At 45.2% G+C, this 16,776-nt stretch carries 15 protein-coding genes; 8 read left to right on the plus strand and 7 right to left on the minus strand.

Annotated features, from left to right (window positions below; translation table 11 throughout):
* Positions 1 to 62: 62 nt before the first annotated feature.
* Entirely contained in the window at positions 63 to 536 is a 474-nt protein-coding gene (locus VEJY3_RS11125; protein WP_014232569.1) for an Lrp/AsnC family transcriptional regulator, read from the minus strand.
* A gap of 188 nt (positions 537 to 724) precedes the next feature.
* Between VEJY3_RS11125 and VEJY3_RS11130 the strand changes: the two genes are divergently transcribed.
* From VEJY3_RS11130 to VEJY3_RS11145, 4 genes are all read left to right on the plus strand, one after another.
* Complete coding sequence (locus VEJY3_RS11130) at positions 725 to 2,002, plus strand: PLP-dependent aspartate aminotransferase family protein (protein ID WP_014232570.1); 1,278 nt, start codon at positions 725 to 727, stop codon at positions 2,000 to 2,002.
* Between the two features lie 180 nt (positions 2,003 to 2,182).
* Entirely contained in the window at positions 2,183 to 2,989 is an 807-nt protein-coding gene (locus VEJY3_RS11135; RefSeq protein ID WP_014232571.1) for a transporter substrate-binding domain-containing protein, read from the plus strand.
* Positions 2,990 to 3,077: 88 nt separating this feature from the next.
* A complete protein-coding gene (locus VEJY3_RS11140; RefSeq protein ID WP_024373041.1) occupies positions 3,078 to 4,022 on the plus strand; it encodes an amino acid ABC transporter permease in 945 nt (314 codons plus the stop codon).
* A gap of 19 nt (positions 4,023 to 4,041) precedes the next feature.
* Positions 4,042 to 4,767 carry an amino acid ABC transporter ATP-binding protein gene (locus tag VEJY3_RS11145; RefSeq protein WP_014232573.1) on the plus strand — a complete coding sequence of 242 codons (726 nt, stop codon included), beginning with the start codon at positions 4,042 to 4,044 and terminating at the stop codon, positions 4,765 to 4,767.
* A 60-nt stretch (positions 4,768 to 4,827) separates the two neighbouring features.
* Here the strand turns inward: VEJY3_RS11145 and VEJY3_RS11150 are convergent, their stop codons facing one another.
* Positions 4,828 to 5,745, minus strand: a complete 918-nt coding sequence (locus tag VEJY3_RS11150; protein WP_014232574.1) for a histone deacetylase — start codon at positions 5,743 to 5,745, stop codon at positions 4,828 to 4,830.
* Between the two features lie 128 nt (positions 5,746 to 5,873).
* Here VEJY3_RS11150 and VEJY3_RS11155 point away from each other — a divergent pair, with 128 nt between their 5' ends.
* The gene (locus VEJY3_RS11155) at positions 5,874 to 6,563 is read left to right on the plus strand and encodes an SDR family oxidoreductase (protein ID WP_014232575.1); all 690 of its coding nucleotides are present in this window, start codon (positions 5,874 to 5,876) and stop codon (positions 6,561 to 6,563) included.
* Positions 6,564 to 6,671: 108 nt separating this feature from the next.
* Here the strand turns inward: VEJY3_RS11155 and VEJY3_RS11160 are convergent, their stop codons facing one another.
* The 3 genes from VEJY3_RS11160 to VEJY3_RS11170 form a co-directional block, all read right to left on the minus strand.
* Entirely contained in the window at positions 6,672 to 8,636 is a 1,965-nt protein-coding gene (locus VEJY3_RS11160) for a DNA topoisomerase III (RefSeq protein WP_014232576.1), read from the minus strand.
* A gap of 100 nt (positions 8,637 to 8,736) precedes the next feature.
* On the minus strand, positions 8,737 to 9,285 hold the full coding sequence (locus VEJY3_RS11165; RefSeq protein WP_014232577.1) for an NAD(P)H nitroreductase: 549 nt from the start codon (positions 9,283 to 9,285) through the stop codon (positions 8,737 to 8,739).
* Between the two features lie 186 nt (positions 9,286 to 9,471).
* Positions 9,472 to 11,484, minus strand: coding sequence for an NADPH-dependent 2,4-dienoyl-CoA reductase (locus tag VEJY3_RS11170; protein WP_014232578.1), 2,013 nt, complete (start codon positions 11,482 to 11,484; stop codon positions 9,472 to 9,474).
* 224 nt (positions 11,485 to 11,708) lie between these two features.
* Between VEJY3_RS11170 and sppA the strand changes: the two genes are divergently transcribed.
* The gene (gene sppA, locus VEJY3_RS11175) at positions 11,709 to 13,559 is read left to right on the plus strand and encodes a signal peptide peptidase SppA (protein WP_014232579.1); all 1,851 of its coding nucleotides are present in this window, start codon (positions 11,709 to 11,711) and stop codon (positions 13,557 to 13,559) included.
* A gap of 112 nt (positions 13,560 to 13,671) precedes the next feature.
* The gene (ansA, locus tag VEJY3_RS11180) at positions 13,672 to 14,685 is read left to right on the plus strand and encodes an asparaginase (protein WP_014232580.1); all 1,014 of its coding nucleotides are present in this window, start codon (positions 13,672 to 13,674) and stop codon (positions 14,683 to 14,685) included.
* A 70-nt stretch (positions 14,686 to 14,755) separates the two neighbouring features.
* Here ansA and VEJY3_RS11185 read toward each other — a convergent pair whose 3' ends face one another.
* The gene (locus tag VEJY3_RS11185) at positions 14,756 to 15,040 is read right to left on the minus strand and encodes a YeaC family protein (protein WP_014232581.1); all 285 of its coding nucleotides are present in this window, start codon (positions 15,038 to 15,040) and stop codon (positions 14,756 to 14,758) included.
* 99 nt (positions 15,041 to 15,139) lie between these two features.
* Between VEJY3_RS11185 and VEJY3_RS11190 the strand changes: the two genes are divergently transcribed.
* On the plus strand, positions 15,140 to 15,961 hold the full coding sequence (locus VEJY3_RS11190; RefSeq protein WP_014232582.1) for a DUF2989 domain-containing protein: 822 nt from the start codon (positions 15,140 to 15,142) through the stop codon (positions 15,959 to 15,961).
* A gap of 109 nt (positions 15,962 to 16,070) precedes the next feature.
* On the opposite strand, the gene msrB is transcribed toward VEJY3_RS11190, so the two are convergent.
* Positions 16,071 to 16,481: a peptide-methionine (R)-S-oxide reductase MsrB gene (msrB, locus tag VEJY3_RS11195; protein WP_041170255.1), complete on the minus strand. Its 411-nt coding sequence runs from the start codon at positions 16,479 to 16,481 to the stop codon at positions 16,071 to 16,073.
* Positions 16,482 to 16,776 lie beyond the last annotated feature (295 nt).

The raw sequence follows: 16,776 nt of genomic DNA on the forward strand, positions 1-16,776 counted from the left end.
GTAATAGAACCCTGATAAGAGACATTCTCTCGGGGTTTTATAGGCCCCGCTCTACAGGTAGGCTACTCAAGAGGCAGGTAAAGACTTTGTTTTGGTGTATCTAGTACCACGTTGGTCATGACGCGGCGAATCTGTGGGAACTGCTCCATTATCTGCTCAATAAACCCGTCGTAGCTTTTTGTATTCTCCGCTGTAATCACAACCATCAAATCGACATTACCTGTGACATAAAACACCTGCTGTATAGAAGGTTGAGACTCTGCCCAGCGTTTGAATTTATTGAGTACTGAGTAGTTATCTCTTTCGATTTCAATACCTGCAATAAACGTCATTGGGTGCGTAGAAAGCTCTGATTTAACGACAGCTATTTCGGCTTGGATTGCGCCCTCTTCCCGCAGCCGCTTTAATCTTCTCTGTACAGCAGAAGCAGACAGCCCTACTTGCTCGGCAATGACCTCACTCGCCAAACGACAGTTGCTTTGCATCAGTTCCAGAATCTTTTTATCGAAACTATCCAGAGTGGAAACGTCACCCATGGTTTTCCTCTTACTGTTATTCCGCATTATTGGGGTTTAAATGCGGGAAATCTTCCGTGTCGAGCCAAGAATAGCGGATTTTACTCACCAATTGGAATCCACAATTAAACCATGCGTTCGAGTAGAACTAAAAACTGATTTCAGCCAAACAGACTTATGGCTAATGACAACGACTGGATTAAACAATAATGCATAACGATGATTTCAAATTTGGATTGCCTCCAGAGTCTATTGACTCTCAAGCATTGGCTACTGAAACCTTGGCTCCTGAAACCCTAGCTCCTGAAACTCTGGCGGTTCATGCCGCTGTTCGACCTGACCCTCAAACAAAAGCCATCGCACCGAATATCGTGATGTCGGTAAATCACAGCTTTTTACCCAATGACGGGGCTTTTTCTGCACAAGGTATGCAAGACCTCGCCGACGCACCTTTCCTGTACGCAGGTTGGACAAACCCAACGGTTCGTTTACTCGAAGAACGTTTGGCCATTTTAGAACAGGCGGAAGATGGACTCGCAACAGCAAGCGGTATGGCAGCTATCACAGCGGTCTTCATGTCACTACTGAAAGCAGGAGATCATCTTGTTATCAGCGATGTTTGCTACGCCGCCGTTTTTGAGTTCGCTACCCAAGTTTTGCCTCAATTTGGAATTGAGGTTTCAGCAGTTGACACCACATGCACTACTAATGTGCAAAAGGCTCTACGCGAAAACACCAAGTTGGTGCATATAGAGACACCATGTAACCCTCTATTAAGGCTCTCTGATATAAAAGCGCTCTCTTCATTGCTTAAAAGCCGGGGGATCTTACTGAGTGCAGATTCGACGTTTTCAACACCGGTTATTACCCGACCACTTGATCTTGGAGCAGATTTAGTCGTTCACTCTTTAACCAAATTCATTAACGGCCATGGCGATGTTCTCGGTGGGTGTGTTTTAGGCTCGAAAGCCTTAATTAGCAAGCTTAGAAGCGTTGCTGGCGTCTATTTTGGTGCATCTTTGAGCCCACAGAGTGCGTGGTTAATTATGCGGGGAATGGAGACTATTTATCCACGTATGAAAACACTGTGTGAGTCGGCTCACGCCATTGCGAATTGGTTAGAAAACAACCCAAATGTACAAAGGGTTTTATATCCCGGTCTAGAGTCACACCAACAATTTTCACTAGCTAAACAGCAAATGGCATTTTTTGGCGGCATTATTGCATTCCAAGTAGAGGACATCGAACTGATTGAGCAACGATTTGCGCATGAGTCGAAGATGTTTTATTACGCATATTCGATTGGACATCAGCGAAGCTTAGCGGTGGTGTTGAAAACTGATGATTTGGACAAGTCTACTTATCGATTTAGCCCAGAACAAAAAGCGAACTTTTGCCGCGACGCGGGTAAAGGAGTCGTGCGGCTTTCAATCGGTCTTGAGTCTCCGGTCGATTTAATTCGGGACTTGAGTCACCTTCTTAGATGAAAATTGAATTTGTATGGCAATTTATTGGTTTTAAATTCGGAATGTTATTGAAACGTTACTAGATTGTGTTGCATTATCTTGTCGTTTTTGATGTAAGTTCGCGTTTGCGTGACACTCAATACAACATCGTATCTGTCATTGGACGAACAAAAAAATAACAAAATTTTTATAAGGGATATTATGAAAAAATATATTAAATCTTCAGCAGCTGGACTTGTGTTTGCTTGCTCCCTGCTTGGTGCTAATCAAGCCATGGCAAAGTCTGACCTAGAAGGTGTTATTAGTTCAGGTGAACTAAAAGTATGTTTTGATGCTGGCTATATGCCTTTCGAAATGAAAACCAAAGATGGCCGTTTCATTGGTTTTGATGTCGATTTAGGTAAGCACATGGCTCGTTCTATGGGGGTTAAATTCACTCCTGTGAACACAGCTTGGGATGGCATTATCCCTGCGCTACAAACTAGCAAATGTGACATCATCATGGGTGGTATGACAATCACTCCTGAGCGTAACTTGAAAGTTAATTTTGCTGACCCGTACATCGTTATCGGTCAGTCTATTATCCTATCTCCAGCTCTTGAAGGTAAGATTAACAGCTACACAGATCTAAATGATCCTAAATACACAATTTCCACTAAGCTAGGCACAACTGGTGTAGAAGCGGCGAAGAAACGTCTATTCAACGCAAAAATTGACCTTTACGACACTGAGGTTGATGCAGTTCTACAAGTTGTTAACGGTAAAGCAGATGCTTTCGTTTATGACTTTCCATACAACTCGATCTACGCAGCTCAAAACAAAGGCAAAGTTGGACACCTAGCTGAACCTTTCACTTACGAGCCTCTAGGTTGGGCGATTCGTCAAGATGACCCTAACTTCTTAAATTTCTTGAATAACTACTTGCGTCAAATCAAAGGCGATGGCACGTACGATCGTATGTACGACAAGTGGTTCAAGTCTGACGACTGGTTAAAAGAAGTTCAATAATTAGCTTTAAGCCTAGCGAACTAAAACTAAGTCAACTGGGTAGCGTAAGTTGCCCAGTTCATTAAAAAGAAAAAAGAGAATCTGAGTGATGCAGTCTAAATCCTCAAAATGGATAGGACATGGAATTTATGTCCTAATAATGGCCATGCTGATTGGCGCGGTCTATTTCTCTGGCAAGAGTATTAACTATAACTGGCATTGGGATCGCCTCTGGCCGTATGTCGTCAACACCGAAATGCAACAGCTCCGAGCAAACGGTGACGGTACTGCCGTGGTTAACGCTGGTCAGTTAACGATTGAGTTTGATGACTCTAGTCAGTCTCAAGTCATTGATCATTACACAACACTTTTAGTTGGAAACGGTGACTTGGTATTCCAAGGTGACACTGTTGCCCAGCTTAACGAATGGAAATTCGGACCGATTGCTCACGGTTTATGGGTGACGGTAAAAATATCCTTTATCTCCCTCATTTTTGCCGTCTTACTTGGCCTGATATTCGGCCTCATGCGGGTTGCGAAGAACCAAACAGCGAGAAATTTAGCTGTTACCTATGTTGAATTGATTCGCGGTACACCGCTTCTGGTGCAAATTTTTATCGTTTATTTCTTTATCGGAACCGTACTCGATTTTGATCGATTCACCGCAGGGGTAGTAGCATTATCTGTATTTACAGGCGCTTACGTTGCAGAAATTGTTCGTGCAGGTATTCAGGCAATTCCTACAGGCCAAATGGAAGCGGCGCGCTCACTGGGTATGACCTATCCAAAAGCAATGCGCTACATCATTCTGCCACAAGCGCTAAAGCGTACACTGCCACCTTTGGCTGGTCAGTTTATTAACCTGATTAAAGACTCTTCGCTTGTTTCAGTTATCTCTATTACCGACTTAACTAAAGCGGGTCGTGAAGTTGTGAGTGGCAGCTTTGCACCTTTCGAGGTGTGGTTCACTGTCGCGGCACTTTACCTACTAGTAACCGGGACTCTGTCTTGGGCAATTCAACGTTTAGAGAAGAGGTTATCAGCCAGTGACTAGTGAATACAACGGCGAAGATATGGTTTACGCCAACAATGTAGACAAGTATTACCCTAATGGCTGCCACGCTTTAAAATCAGTTTCAACGACAGTAAAACGTGGTGAAGTGGTGGTGATTATCGGGCCTTCAGGTTCAGGTAAATCAACGTTCTTACGTACATTGAACCAGTTAGAAGAGATAAGCACTGGGACTATCATTGTTGATGGTTTCGACATGTATGCGCGAAGCACCGACATCAACGTTTTGCGTCAAAACGTTGGAATGGTATTCCAGAGCTTTAACCTCTTTCCACACATGACCGCGTTAGAAAACGTAATGATCGCGCCATTGAAAGTGGCTAAGCGCCCGAAGCATGAAGTGGAAGGCGAGGCGAAAGTGTTGATCAAACGTGTTGGTTTAGAAGATCGTATGAACAACTACCCAACGCATTTATCCGGTGGTCAGCAACAGCGTGTTGCGATTGCCCGAGCACTCGCAATGAAGCCCGATCTGATGCTTTTTGATGAGCCAACTTCAGCACTCGACCCTGAAATGGTAGGTGAAGTACTGGATGTTATTAAGTCATTAGCAAAAGAAGGGATGACCATGGTTATCGTAACTCACGAAATGGGCTTTGCCCGAGAAGTGGCCGACCGTGTGTTGTTTATGGAAGACGGTAAATTGTTGGTGGATGACAGCCCTCAAGCGGTATTTGATCACCCAACTCATCCTCGTCTACAGCAGTTCTTGGCAAAAGTGCTGTAACTGTATTTGTGAAATGAAAACCGAGCTTCTAAAGCTCGGTTTTTTCTTTTGTGGTGCTTTTTAGCCAAAAACTTCCAAACTAGCCTGAATCAAATTCATATGAATCGGGACAAGATCTTCATGATTACTTCGGTAACCACCACCGACAACCGCCGCAACTGGAATACCGCGCTCTTTCATTAACTGCATCAAAAAGCGATCACGCTCAAGTATGCCTTGCGTAGACACATCAAAATACCCAAGCTCGTCGTCAGTGTGTATATCAACGCCAGCATCATAAATCACCATATCAGGGCGATGCAGGTTCAGCGCCATTTGCACCACTTCTTTAAACGTCATCAAAAACGTTTCGTCGTCGGTGCCCCTCACCAAAGGGACATCGAGATCAGACTCAGGCTTTCTTGCCGGGAAGTTTTTATCACAGTGGAAAGAGAGCGTGACAATATCCGGCTCTTCCTGACACAAGGTTGCCGTACCATCACCGTGGTGTACGTCACTATCAATGACTAAGACTTTATCGACATCGTCGTGATCCAACATATGCTTTGCGGCTATCACAAGATCGTTAAACAGACAGAAACCACTGCCGAAGTCTCTGTGAGCATGATGATATCCACCACTCAAATGCAAAGCCACACCGTGTTCCAACGCTTTCTCCGCCGTCAAAACCGTGCCAGCCGCAGAAGTGAGTGTTCTGGTGATCAGAGCCTCACTCCAGGGAAACCCGATACGGCGCATTTTAGCCGCTGGCATCGAACCGCTAACCAATAAATCAACATATTCGGCCTCATGCACTCGCTTAATATCTGCTACAGAAAGCGCCGTAGGCTCGAAAAACTGAACCCGCGATTGGCTGTTTTCGTTCTCTAGCTTTTCTTGCACTGCTTCATAAAGATATTGATACTTCATGATCGGATAACGATGCCCTTCAGGCAAAGCAAGTTTTGAATATATCGGGTGATAAATAAGTGGCAGCATGGAAGGTTCTTTTTAACAATAGTGGCGAAATAGTACCAAGTTCAACCATTGAATAAAATGCCATTTCACTGCTAAGGTTTGAAGAGCTAAAACAATAACTCGATAACAAATAGGGATAAGGGAATCAGATGAGTTCTACCGTTTTTATTACTGGTGCAAATCGCGGTATCGGCCTGAGTTTAACTAAGCTCTATCTCGACAATGGCTGGCAAGTACATGCGACTACTCGGAACTTAGCGAACAGCGACGAATTAGTCAGTTTAAGCGACCAGCACTTCTCTTTAACGCTTCATGAACTAGATGTCACCAACTACAAGCAGGTAGAGCAACTCGCGAAGAACCTGCCTGCTATCGACCTATTAATAAACAACGCGGGTTACTACGGTCCTAAAGGTTATGGGTTTGGAAATACCGATGTGGATAAGTGGCGTAAAGTTCTTGAAATCAACACCATTGCACCACTCAAATTAGTCGAAACATTCTACCCATTGCTGCAACAGGGCCAAATGAAGAAAATCGCCTGCATCTCTTCTAAAGTCGGCAGCATGACGAAGAATACCTCAGGTGGTGGTTACATCTACCGCTCTTCCAAAGCTGCACTTAACTCCGTCGTAAAAAGTTTAAGCAACGACTTATCCGACCAAGGGTTCACCGTTCTAGCCCTTCATCCCGGATGGGTTCGCACAGACATGGGCGGGCCGAATGCATTAATTGAAGCAGAATTCTCGGCCGCAGGGCTTGCTAACGTGATTGAACAAAGCACACAAAAGAATTCCGGACAATTTATTAATTACGATGGTACCGAGCTACCTTGGTAGGCGTGTTCTGACTCAAGATGATGTCAAAGGCTCACTTGACAAGAATGGCGGCTTGTTTGAGTAGTAAAGTTTAAGACTAAAGCGGCAGGTTTCAGTGCCGCTTTGTTTTTAAGATGACTTACGTTTTGGTGCGCCAGACTTAGAGGCACTGCCCTTCGAATAGCTGCGTTTCTTACGCTTAAAGGCCGGGCGCTCGACTTTAGGTAAGTGACGTAAAGACTCAGGAATCGGCCCTGACTTAACCTCCCCCATCAGGCTATCTATCCTTTGCTCCAACGCTTGCATAAACGGCTGATAGGCTTGATTTTTCTCAGCCATTCCTTGCAATTGGAATTCCCAGTGCGCCGTCATATCCGGATAAGTCGCATCTTGCGGCAGCGCATGAACCAACCCTCGGCCAGCTGGTGAGCTTAAAATCGATTTACCCTGCCGAGTCAAAAGCTGACGCTTGAAGAGTGTGTCGAGAATGCCAGCACGTGTTGCCTCGGTTCCAAGGCCATCCGTATCACGTAGGATTTTCTTCAACTCTTTATCTGCAACATAGCGTGCTATACCCGTCATCGCCTGCAACAGGGTCGCTTCGGTGAAGTGTTTTGGTGGCTCGGTCTTGCGATCTTTTATTTCCCCTTCCCGGCAAGTGAGCACCGTGCCTTCTGCTAAAGGTGGCACCGCATCAATCCCGTCGTCTTCTTTATCGGTTTTGCCCATTAAGGCTTTCCAGCCCGGAGAAACAAGCTGACGACCTTTAGCAATAAAAGTACCTCCAGCAATATCAAATACCAGCTTCGCTTCAGCGTAAATGGCCGCAGGATAAAACTGCATTAGGTACTGTCGGGCAATGAGTTGATACACCTTCATCTCATTGCCGGATAACGCATTCACATTAGCTTGCTTAGGCGTAGGAATGATCGCGTGGTGAGCATCCACTTTTTTGTCGTTCCATGCTTTCGATTTAATCGACAAATCCGCGCCCTGAACCGCGCTTTGTAGCTCTTTGGCATTGTTGGCAATTGCAGAAGTGACTGAACCCACTTGTGCATAGTGCTCCATCGGCAGGTAACGGCAATCCGAACGTGGGTAAGTGATCAGCTTATGCTTTTCATACAATGCCTGACAGGTATCCAAGACTTGCTGGGCACTCATGCCATAACGTTTTGCCGCATCAATCTGCAATGCAGACAAAGAATAAGGTAAAGGGGCAGATTGCTTGGTTTGTTTTTGCTCGGACTCTTTCACCGTGGCGGGTTGGTTCTTGATACGAGCAGCAACATTCTCCACCAGCTTTCGGTTGAGAACTCGCCCTTCCTCATCTTGCCAAGGTTTACACGCTTCGCTTGGTTTCCACCTCGCACGAATATCAAATGCGCCGTTTTGATCTTGATATGGGATTAACGCATGTAGGGTGAAATAATCTTTAGGGATAAAGTTTTCGATTTCTTCATCGCGACGTACCACCAACCCAAGCACTGGCGTTTGCACTCGCCCGACCGATAATACACCTTGATAGCCGGCTTTCTGCCCTAGCAAGGTGTAGGCGCGAGACATATTCATGCCATAGAGCCAATCCGCTCTGGAGCGAGCGAGCGCAGAAACAGAAAGCGGGATAAAGTCACGGTTGCTGCGCATTGAACTCAAAGCTCGTTTTACTGCTGGTAAGTTCAAATCTGAAATCAGCAAACGTTGAGTTGCTTGCTTCTTAGTTTTAGACAGTTTGCAGTAATCGAGCACTTCATCCACCAAGAGTTGGCCTTCTCGGTCTGGGTCTCCTGCATGAATGACTTCCGTCGCTTCTTTTAACAATTTACGAATCACAGTCAATTGCTTACTCGAAGTTTTTCTTGGCCTTAGCTGCCACTGCTCCGGCACAATCGGCAAATCCGCCATGTTCCATTTTTTGTAGCGTTCGTCATAAGCATCTGGCTCCACTTGTTCCAGCAAGTGTCCAATACACCAGGTCACTACATCTCCATTACCACAGCGAATAAAGCCTTGGTCTTTCTTTTGAGGGTTAGGTAGTGCGGCAGCGATCGCGCGGCCTAAACTTGGTTTTTCAGCAATAAACAGACGAGACATAAGCTTGGGAAAGTAATAATAATTAGGGCCACATTATCGAATGTAGCCCTAATAAATCAAGAAAAACTGTATAGATAGACAGTAAGAATGTGGTTAGCGTTTATTGAAACTCAACAAACTTCGTCAAGTCACGCTCTGGCACTTTCATTGGTGTGCCATCTGGGGTGCCCAAGTAAAGGAAACCAACGATTTCATCTTCCCCTTCCAGGCCAAACGCTTTATGCACTTCAGGGTGGAACATCCATGGTCCTGAGCGCCAGAAGCCCTGAAAGCCCTGCGCAACGGCGGCCATTTGCATTGCTTGAACGGCACAGCCTGCCGACAGGTACTGTTCCAATGCAGGCACTTTTTCATGCGGCGTCACTTTTGCAATAACGGTGATAACCATTGGTGCTCGGAATGGAGCATTTTTCAGCTTTTCAACCACCGATTCCTCGCTGTTATCCGCCAATGCAGCTTTAACCAAAATATCAGACAGTTTGTTTAGACCTTTACCCTGTGAAATCACAAAGCGCCAAGGCGTTAAACCAGCATGGTCGGGCGCGCGCAGGCCCGCACGTATGATATTTTCCAACACTTTACCTTCTGGTGCTGGCGCGGATAACTTGCCGACAGAACGGCGGTTAAGCAAGAGATCGAGAGCTTCCATGAACTGGTCCTTATTAAATCTAACTTGTATTTTATCTGCTGGTCACTTTAGCACAATCTAGCCCACTGAATAACAACCTGTTTTTTGGGGATTATACCTAACCCACAAAATGCCTATTCCAGTCGGCTAGAAACGAAAAAAGCCGCGCAAAATGCGCAGCTTTTCATAAGTATTTGTGAATGCTTTTTATAGCTTCACGGCGAGCTTCACACCCTGACGGATTGCTCTTACGGCATCCAGCTCACCAGCGTGGTCAGCACCACCGATAATGTGCAGCTTATCACCTAGCTGAGACCATTTATCTTCAAACGGTCGAACCGATTCCTGACCCGCACAGATAACGACTTTATCTGCATTCAGCACTTGTGATTTACCATCAACCTGAATGTGTAATCCACGATCATCAATTTTTTCGTAAGAAACGCCACCCAGAAGATGAACTCCACGTTTTTCCAGAGTACGTTTATGGATCCAGCCCGTTGTTTTGCCCGGACCTTTACCGACTTGCCCTTGGCGACGTTGTAATACCCACACCTCTTTGTCACTGACTGAATCAGGGAAAGGATACAAACCACCCGGCTGAGAAATCTCTTTATCAATGCCCCACTCGTGTAGCCAGTCATCCAACGTATGATCGACAGGCTCAGTAATCATGGTTGCAATATCAACACCGATACCACCCGCACCAACGATTGCAACTTTCTCACCAACCGGTGTTTTTTCACGAATCAAGGTCTGGTAATCCACAACTTTCTCTGGGTTATCAATACCTTCAATCTTCACTTTGCGAGGCTCTACGCCAGATGCCATCACGATTTCATCGTACTCAGTGAGTAAATCGAAGTTCGCTTCAGTTGAAAGGTGCAAGTTGACCCCTGTCTCATCAAGGCGGTTGGCAAAGTAGCGAATGGTTTCACGGAATTCTTCTTTACCCGGGATCTGCATCGCCAGGCGGAATTGTCCACCAATACGATCATTCTTCTCGAACAAATCAACTTTGTGGCCACGCTCTGCCAATGTTGTCGCACATGCAAGACCTGCAGGACCCGCACCTACTACGGCGATGTTCTTTTTCTTCAGTGCTGGCTCAACAACGATTTCGGTTTCATAACACGCTAATGGGTTAACCAAACAGCTCGCACGCTTACCCTTAAAGACGTTGTCCAGACAGGCTTGGTTACAGCCAATACAGGTATTGATGAACTGCGCCTTCTCCTGCTCGGCTTTCGCCACAAAATACGGGTCTGCCAAGAATGGGGGAGCCATAGAGACCATATCCGCATGGCCAGAAGAAAGAATACGCTCTGCTTCTTCTGGGGTATTAATACGGTTACAGGTGATGATCGGTACAGAAACGTGCGGCTTCACTTTCTCGGTTACCCAAGTAAACGCGCCACGCGGAACTTGTGTCGCGATAGTCGGAACGCGCGCTTCGTGCCAGCCAATACCGGTGTTGATGATGGTAACACCCGATTCTTCAAGTGCTTTTGCCAGCTCAATGACATCTTCAAACGTGCTGCCTTGTTCGACGAGATCCAGCATAGAAAGACGGAAAATGATGATGAACTTATCACCCACCGCTTCACGTACCGCTTTAACGATCTCCAGAGGGAAACGCATACGTTTTTTATAGCTGCCGCCCCAATCGTCGTAACGCATGTTGGTGCGTTTACACAGGAACTGGTTAATCAAATAACCTTCAGAGCCCATCAGCTCTACACCGTCATAGCCAGCGATCTGAGCCAGCTCGGCACTTTTCGCAAAATCTTCGATCGTGCTCTTGATTTGACGCTCGCTCATTTCACTTGGAGCAAACTTAGAAATCGGCGCTTTAATACCCGACGCACTTTGCGCTAAAGGGTGCATGGCATAACGCCCTGCATGCAGAATTTGCAGTGCAATTTTACTGCCGTGTTTGTGAACGGCTTCAGTGACAACTTTATGCGCCTCTGCATGTTTAGGCTTGCTGAACTCTGCGCTCAGAGGGTGAAGTCGACCACGAAGGTTTGGAGAGAAACCTCCTGTTACAATCAGACCAACGCCACCTTTCGCGCGTTCTTCATAAAACGCAGCCAGCTTTTGCAAGCCTTCCTTGTCTTCTTCTAAGCCGGTATGCATTGATCCCATCAGCACTCTGTTACGTAATTGAGTGAAACCGAGATCCAGTGGTTTTAATAGGTTTGGGTACAGTGCAGACATTACTAAACATCCATTTTTATTATCTTGTGAAGTGACATTACGTTCTGCGAACCAAAAAATCAAACAGGCGTTTACATTTTTGTAACACCGATCAATCTAGCGTTAAAATATGCCAATTGTTGAAGGAGCGTGATAAGCTAAAAACACGTTATCTTTTGAGATCTTAGAGATAAGAACCCATAATTTGTAAAATTACGAATTGATTATCTCGTGATGGAGACATGATGAAAAAACTCTTCAAATTTATTGGTCTGATATTTAAAGGAATATGGAAAGGCATCACCTTTGTCAGGCTTGCTTTGGCAAATCTGCTGTTCCTTCTGATGCTTGCCGTTTTTTACTTTGCGTTTACCTACACCGGAGAAGGTCGACCAGTGATAGAGAAAGAGTCTGCACTGGTGATGAATTTATCTGGTCCCATCGTCGAACAAAGACGCTACACCAACCCGATGGACTCCTTTACAGGTTCACTACTTGGCAAAGAGATACCAAAAGAAAACGTATTGTTTGATATCGTTGATACCATCCGCTACGCCAAAGATGACCCTAAAATTACCGGTTTGGTTTTATCTCTGCGTGAGATGCCAGAAACAAACTTAACCAAGTTACGCTATATCGCGAAAGCGCTGAACGAGTTCAAAACATCTGGTAAGCCGATTTACGCGGTCAGCGATTTCTACAATCAAAGTCAATATTACCTCGCAAGCTACGCCGATAAAGTGTACCTGGGGCCAGACGGCGGAGTCCTGATTAAAGGCTACAGCGCTTACTCGATGTACTATAAATCGCTGTTAGAAAAATTAGATGTTTCGACGCATGTGTTCCGTGTCGGTACTTATAAGTCGGCGATAGAACCATTTACGCGAGACGACATGTCCGATGCTGCAGAAGAGTCAGCGACACGTTGGATCACTCAGCTATGGAGTGCATTTGTCGATGATGTGGCAACCAATCGAAACATTGATGCCAAAGTTCTTAATCCAACCATGGACGAATTGTTAGCGGAAATGCGCTCTGTGAATGGCGATATTGCAAAACTGTCGCTGAAACTGGGTCTGGTGGATGAACTGGCTACTCGCCAAGACATTCGTACCCTGTTTGCCAAAGAGTTTGGTAGCGACGGTAAAGACAGCTACAACGCGATCAGCTATTACGACTACCAAGCAACGATGCACCCTGACTACAGTTCATCTGAAGATGATATTGCAGTGGTTGTTGCGAGTGGCGCAATAATGGATGGTCAGCAACCGAGAGGCACTGTAGGCGGTGACACGGTGGCGAGCCTTCTTCGTCAGGCACGTAACGATAAAAACGTTAAAGCGGTTGTTCTTCGTGTGAATAGCCCGGGTGGCAGCGCCTTTGCATCGGAAGTGATTCGTAACGAAGTCTCCGCGTTAAAGCAAGCAGGTAAACCTGTGGTGGTGTCCATGTCAAGCTTAGCGGCTTCAGGCGGTTACTGGATTTCAATGAGTGCAGATAAAATTGTTGCTCAGCCAACCACACTAACGGGTTCTATCGGCATTTTCAGTGTGATTACTACCTTTGAAAAAGGTTTCAATAAGCTTGGTATCCATACTGACGGCGTTGGTACGTCGCCATTCTCCGGTGACGGACTGTCAACCGGTCTGTCAGAAGGCGCATCGCAAGCTATCCAAATGTCAATTGAACACGGCTACCAGCGCTTTATTTCTTTGGTCGGCGATAACCGTGGGATCCCTGTTGAAGAAGTAGATAACGTAGCACAGGGTCGCGTATGGACAGGTCAGGATGCCATGTCATATGGCTTGGTAGACCAAATGGGTGACTTTGACGATGCGGTCGATTTAGCAGCGAAACTGGCTAACATCACGGACTACAACCTGTACTGGGTTGAAGAACCCCTTTCACCAGCGGAGATATTCCTCGACGAATTCATGAATAACGTCAAAGTTTCCCTTGGTATTGATGTCACAAGCATGTTGCCGCAGAGCTTGCAACCTGTAGCTCAGCAGCTTAAACAGGATGCGAGCGTGCTACAGAGCTTTAATGACCCAAGAGGTCAATACGCCTTCTGTTTGAATTGCCAAGTTCAATAGCCGTGCTTAACTAGTCAAAAAAGGGGCATATCTTAGTGATATGCCCCTTTTTATTACCCATCAATTCGTTATAATCCGCGCACAGCTCCCCTACATGAAAGTAAATAGAACGATGACTAGAAAACACATCTATATCGCTTATACCGGTGGCACCATCGGTATGCAAAAGTCAGATCACGGTTATGTGCCTATCGCTGGCTTTATGGAGAAGCAATTAGCAGCAATGCCAGAATTTCATCGTCCAGAGATGCCGGATTACACCATCCATGAATACGATCCGCTGATCGATTCATCAGACATGACTCCTGCCGATTGGCAACAAATTGCTGATGATATTCGTGATAACTACGATAAGTACGATGGTTTCGTTATTCTGCATGGTACAGACACGATGGCTTACACTGCGTCGGCTCTGTCTTTCATGCTGGAAAACCTTGGCAAGCCAGTTATTGTGACTGGTTCTCAAATCCCATTGGCAGAGCTTCGCTCTGATGGTCAGGCAAACCTGCTGAACGCACTGCATATCGCGGCTAACTTCCCTATCAACGAGGTAACGCTGTTCTTCAACAATCAGTTAATGCGTGGTAACCGCAGCACGAAATCACATGCTGACGGCTTCAATGCCTTCACTTCGCCAAACCTTGCTCCTTTGCTGGAAGCGGGAATCAATATTCAGATTAGCAATAGCGTGACAGTTGGTGCTCAGCCTGAAGGCGAATTTAGAGTACACAACATTACACCTCAGCCGATCGGTGTGATCACCATGTACCCTGGCATTTCTCATGAAGTGATTCGCAACACGTTACTTCAGCCGGTTAACGCGATGATTCTGCTAACGTTTGGCGTAGGTAATGCACCACAAAACCCAGAACTGCTTGGTCATCTGAAAGAAGCATCTGAACGTGGTGTTATCGTGGTGAACTTAACGCAGTGCTTAGCTGGTAAAGTTAACATGGGTGGTTACGCTACAGGCTGTGCGTTGGCTGATGCTGGAGTGATCAGTGGATTTGACATGACGCCTGAAGCTGCACTAGCCAAACTGCATTATCTTCTAAGCCAGAACCTGTCTTACGAAGAAGTAAAAGACAAAATGCAGCAAGTATTACGTGGTGAAATGAGCCTGTAAAACTCAATACTCAGCACTTAAAACCTAAAAAGCCCAATGATTACATTGGGCTTTTTACGCGTTAAACATATCAATCGAAGTTTGGATTTACTCGAACGATATCGCTCTCATCACCACTGAATTGCTTTTTCAATTCTTGCTTAGACTTAAAACTGATTTCACCACCGGCAGCAACGGTCATATGTTGAGCGTCTGTATTATGTTTTGATTGATACAACATCACAGCTTGCATACACGAATCTCGCTGCTCTCTAGAAAGTGTTGTACCCTCTGGCCATCTTCCCGTCTCTACTGCATATACCAAGCGATCGTAAACTTCTGGTGTCATCGCTTTTAATAATTGTTCTGTGTCCATAATGTACCTTCTTATTACATTCTGTTCAGAACATAGCGGGTTAAGAAATGGAGTCAAGAACACGAAAATGAATTGGTGTAACGGATCACAGGCAAAACCATGAAAACAACATACTGGTTGCTGGCAAGCCTCGCCACTCTATCCATCACAGGTTGCTTTGAACGCAACATATCTACTGAACAACTGTGTGAAAATAACCCAGAACTGCGCTGCGAAAAGCTCAACATCGACGATGGACAATGCCGCATCCCGCGTACCAACTTAATTTGGCATCGTTATGAGCAGTTCAAACACCCAAGCGAAGAAAAACAGATAGAAGAATACAGCGTCGTCGCTGAATACAGAAAGTGCTTGGAGCTAGCCTCCCAGATCGCTCCGATTGACCAAAGCGAGCTAAAAGCACAACGCTTTAATGCGCTGGTGCACAGCATCGACGAGCTTGAACGCATCGTTAGCGAGTTAAAGGTATCGGAAAAGCCAGAGACCTTATATTTCCTTTGGTCACAGACCGGAGACACACAGGCTCAGCACCGATTTTTACAGATGGAAGGCTCACCGACACTAAACACTGCGGAAATGCAGTACGCCTTAGCTACCTTCTACGTCAACAGAGACACCCCTAAAACGCTTATCTTGTTAAATAATGCGTTAAGTTTGTCAAATGAAGACAACCTAAACCCTGCCATACTCAAATCATTGGCGAGTATTCATCAGGGACAAGGGGAGAAAAAACGTGCTTACCTTTGGGCAATGGTAGCCAAAAGATTTGGTGTGTCAGTAGCAGATGAAAAGCAACTGCAGAGAATGTTCGATTTCAATGATCCAAACCAATATCAAAAACTGGACGACCTGGCAAAGTCGATCGCAAATAATATTGAAGAGGGAAGTTATTCCCCCGATTTAATTCCCGAAAATATATAAAAAAACTCCCGCTAGTCGGGAGTTTTTTTATTCATTCAAGTTTTCAGTGTTTATATGTTGACCGATACAGTTCTGAAAGGATGAAACACTCTTAACTGCAATTTTGTTACTAATCTTCAGATTTGTTGAAAATTAACGACACTGAATTAACACAGTAACGCTCGCCTGTTGTTTGTGGTCCGTCTTCAAAAACGTGCCCCAGATGACTATCACATGTCGCACAGCGAATTTCAGTACGTACCATTCCGTGACTCAGATCATCTAAATAGCGTATCGCTTGGTCATTAACTGGCGCATCAAAACTCGGCCATCCACATCCTGAATCGTACTTGTTATCAGAGACAAAAAGAGGGGCATTACAGCAGGTACAGCTATATATACCAGTTTCCTTATTATGCAATAACTTACCACTGAACGGTGGCTCAGTTCCCTGCTCTCTACAAACACGAAACTCTTCATCAGATAGACGCTCACGCCAATATTCATCGGACTTCGTCACTTTTCCTCCGCTTTGTTCCACTAATTTTAGATCCTTATTTCCTGTTTTTCGCAATGACTTTTTTAGCAAAAAACTTGATTCTCGTAACAGTTGTAGCACATACTTTCTCACCAGGACACCATGTGTAATTAATTTGATACGAGCACTCATCTCGCAGGTTATATTACGCCAACTGAGCTAGAGTAAAAGCAGTAAAAAGTTTAAAAAACGAACATTTGCGAAGAATTGTTAAAAAAAGCGTCGCTTTTTTTTGACTTTAAACAAGTTAAGTCCGATTATCTGTTGCAGATGTTTACTGGATTCTGTAATTTTACTA

The sequence above is a fragment of the Vibrio sp. EJY3 genome (genome assembly GCF_000241385.1).
Lineage (GTDB): Bacteria > Pseudomonadota > Gammaproteobacteria > Enterobacterales > Vibrionaceae > Vibrio > Vibrio natriegens.

What these genes read in the sequence shown, in the direction of transcription:
- VEJY3_RS11125 (WP_014232569.1), bottom strand. Translation starts at nt 536, where the DNA reads ATGGGTGACGTTTCCACTCTGGATAGTTTCGATAAAAAGATTCTGGAA.
- VEJY3_RS11130 (WP_014232570.1), top strand. Translation starts at nt 725, where the DNA reads ATGCATAACGATGATTTCAAATTTGGATTGCCTCCAGAGTCTATTGAC.
- VEJY3_RS11135 (WP_014232571.1), top strand. Translation starts at nt 2,183, where the DNA reads ATGAAAAAATATATTAAATCTTCAGCAGCTGGACTTGTGTTTGCTTGC.
- VEJY3_RS11140 (WP_024373041.1), top strand. Translation starts at nt 3,078, where the DNA reads ATGCAGTCTAAATCCTCAAAATGGATAGGACATGGAATTTATGTCCTA.
- VEJY3_RS11145 (WP_014232573.1), top strand. Translation starts at nt 4,042, where the DNA reads ATGGTTTACGCCAACAATGTAGACAAGTATTACCCTAATGGCTGCCAC.
- VEJY3_RS11150 (WP_014232574.1), bottom strand. Translation starts at nt 5,745, where the DNA reads ATGCTGCCACTTATTTATCACCCGATATATTCAAAACTTGCTTTGCCT.
- VEJY3_RS11155 (WP_014232575.1), top strand. Translation starts at nt 5,874, where the DNA reads ATGAGTTCTACCGTTTTTATTACTGGTGCAAATCGCGGTATCGGCCTG.
- VEJY3_RS11160 (WP_014232576.1), bottom strand. Translation starts at nt 8,636, where the DNA reads ATGTCTCGTCTGTTTATTGCTGAAAAACCAAGTTTAGGCCGCGCGATC.
- VEJY3_RS11165 (WP_014232577.1), bottom strand. Translation starts at nt 9,285, where the DNA reads ATGGAAGCTCTCGATCTCTTGCTTAACCGCCGTTCTGTCGGCAAGTTA.
- VEJY3_RS11170 (WP_014232578.1), bottom strand. Translation starts at nt 11,484, where the DNA reads ATGTCTGCACTGTACCCAAACCTATTAAAACCACTGGATCTCGGTTTC.
- sppA (WP_014232579.1), top strand. Translation starts at nt 11,709, where the DNA reads ATGAAAAAACTCTTCAAATTTATTGGTCTGATATTTAAAGGAATATGG.
- ansA (WP_014232580.1), top strand. Translation starts at nt 13,672, where the DNA reads ATGACTAGAAAACACATCTATATCGCTTATACCGGTGGCACCATCGGT.
- VEJY3_RS11185 (WP_014232581.1), bottom strand. Translation starts at nt 15,040, where the DNA reads ATGGACACAGAACAATTATTAAAAGCGATGACACCAGAAGTTTACGAT.
- VEJY3_RS11190 (WP_014232582.1), top strand. Translation starts at nt 15,140, where the DNA reads ATGAAAACAACATACTGGTTGCTGGCAAGCCTCGCCACTCTATCCATC.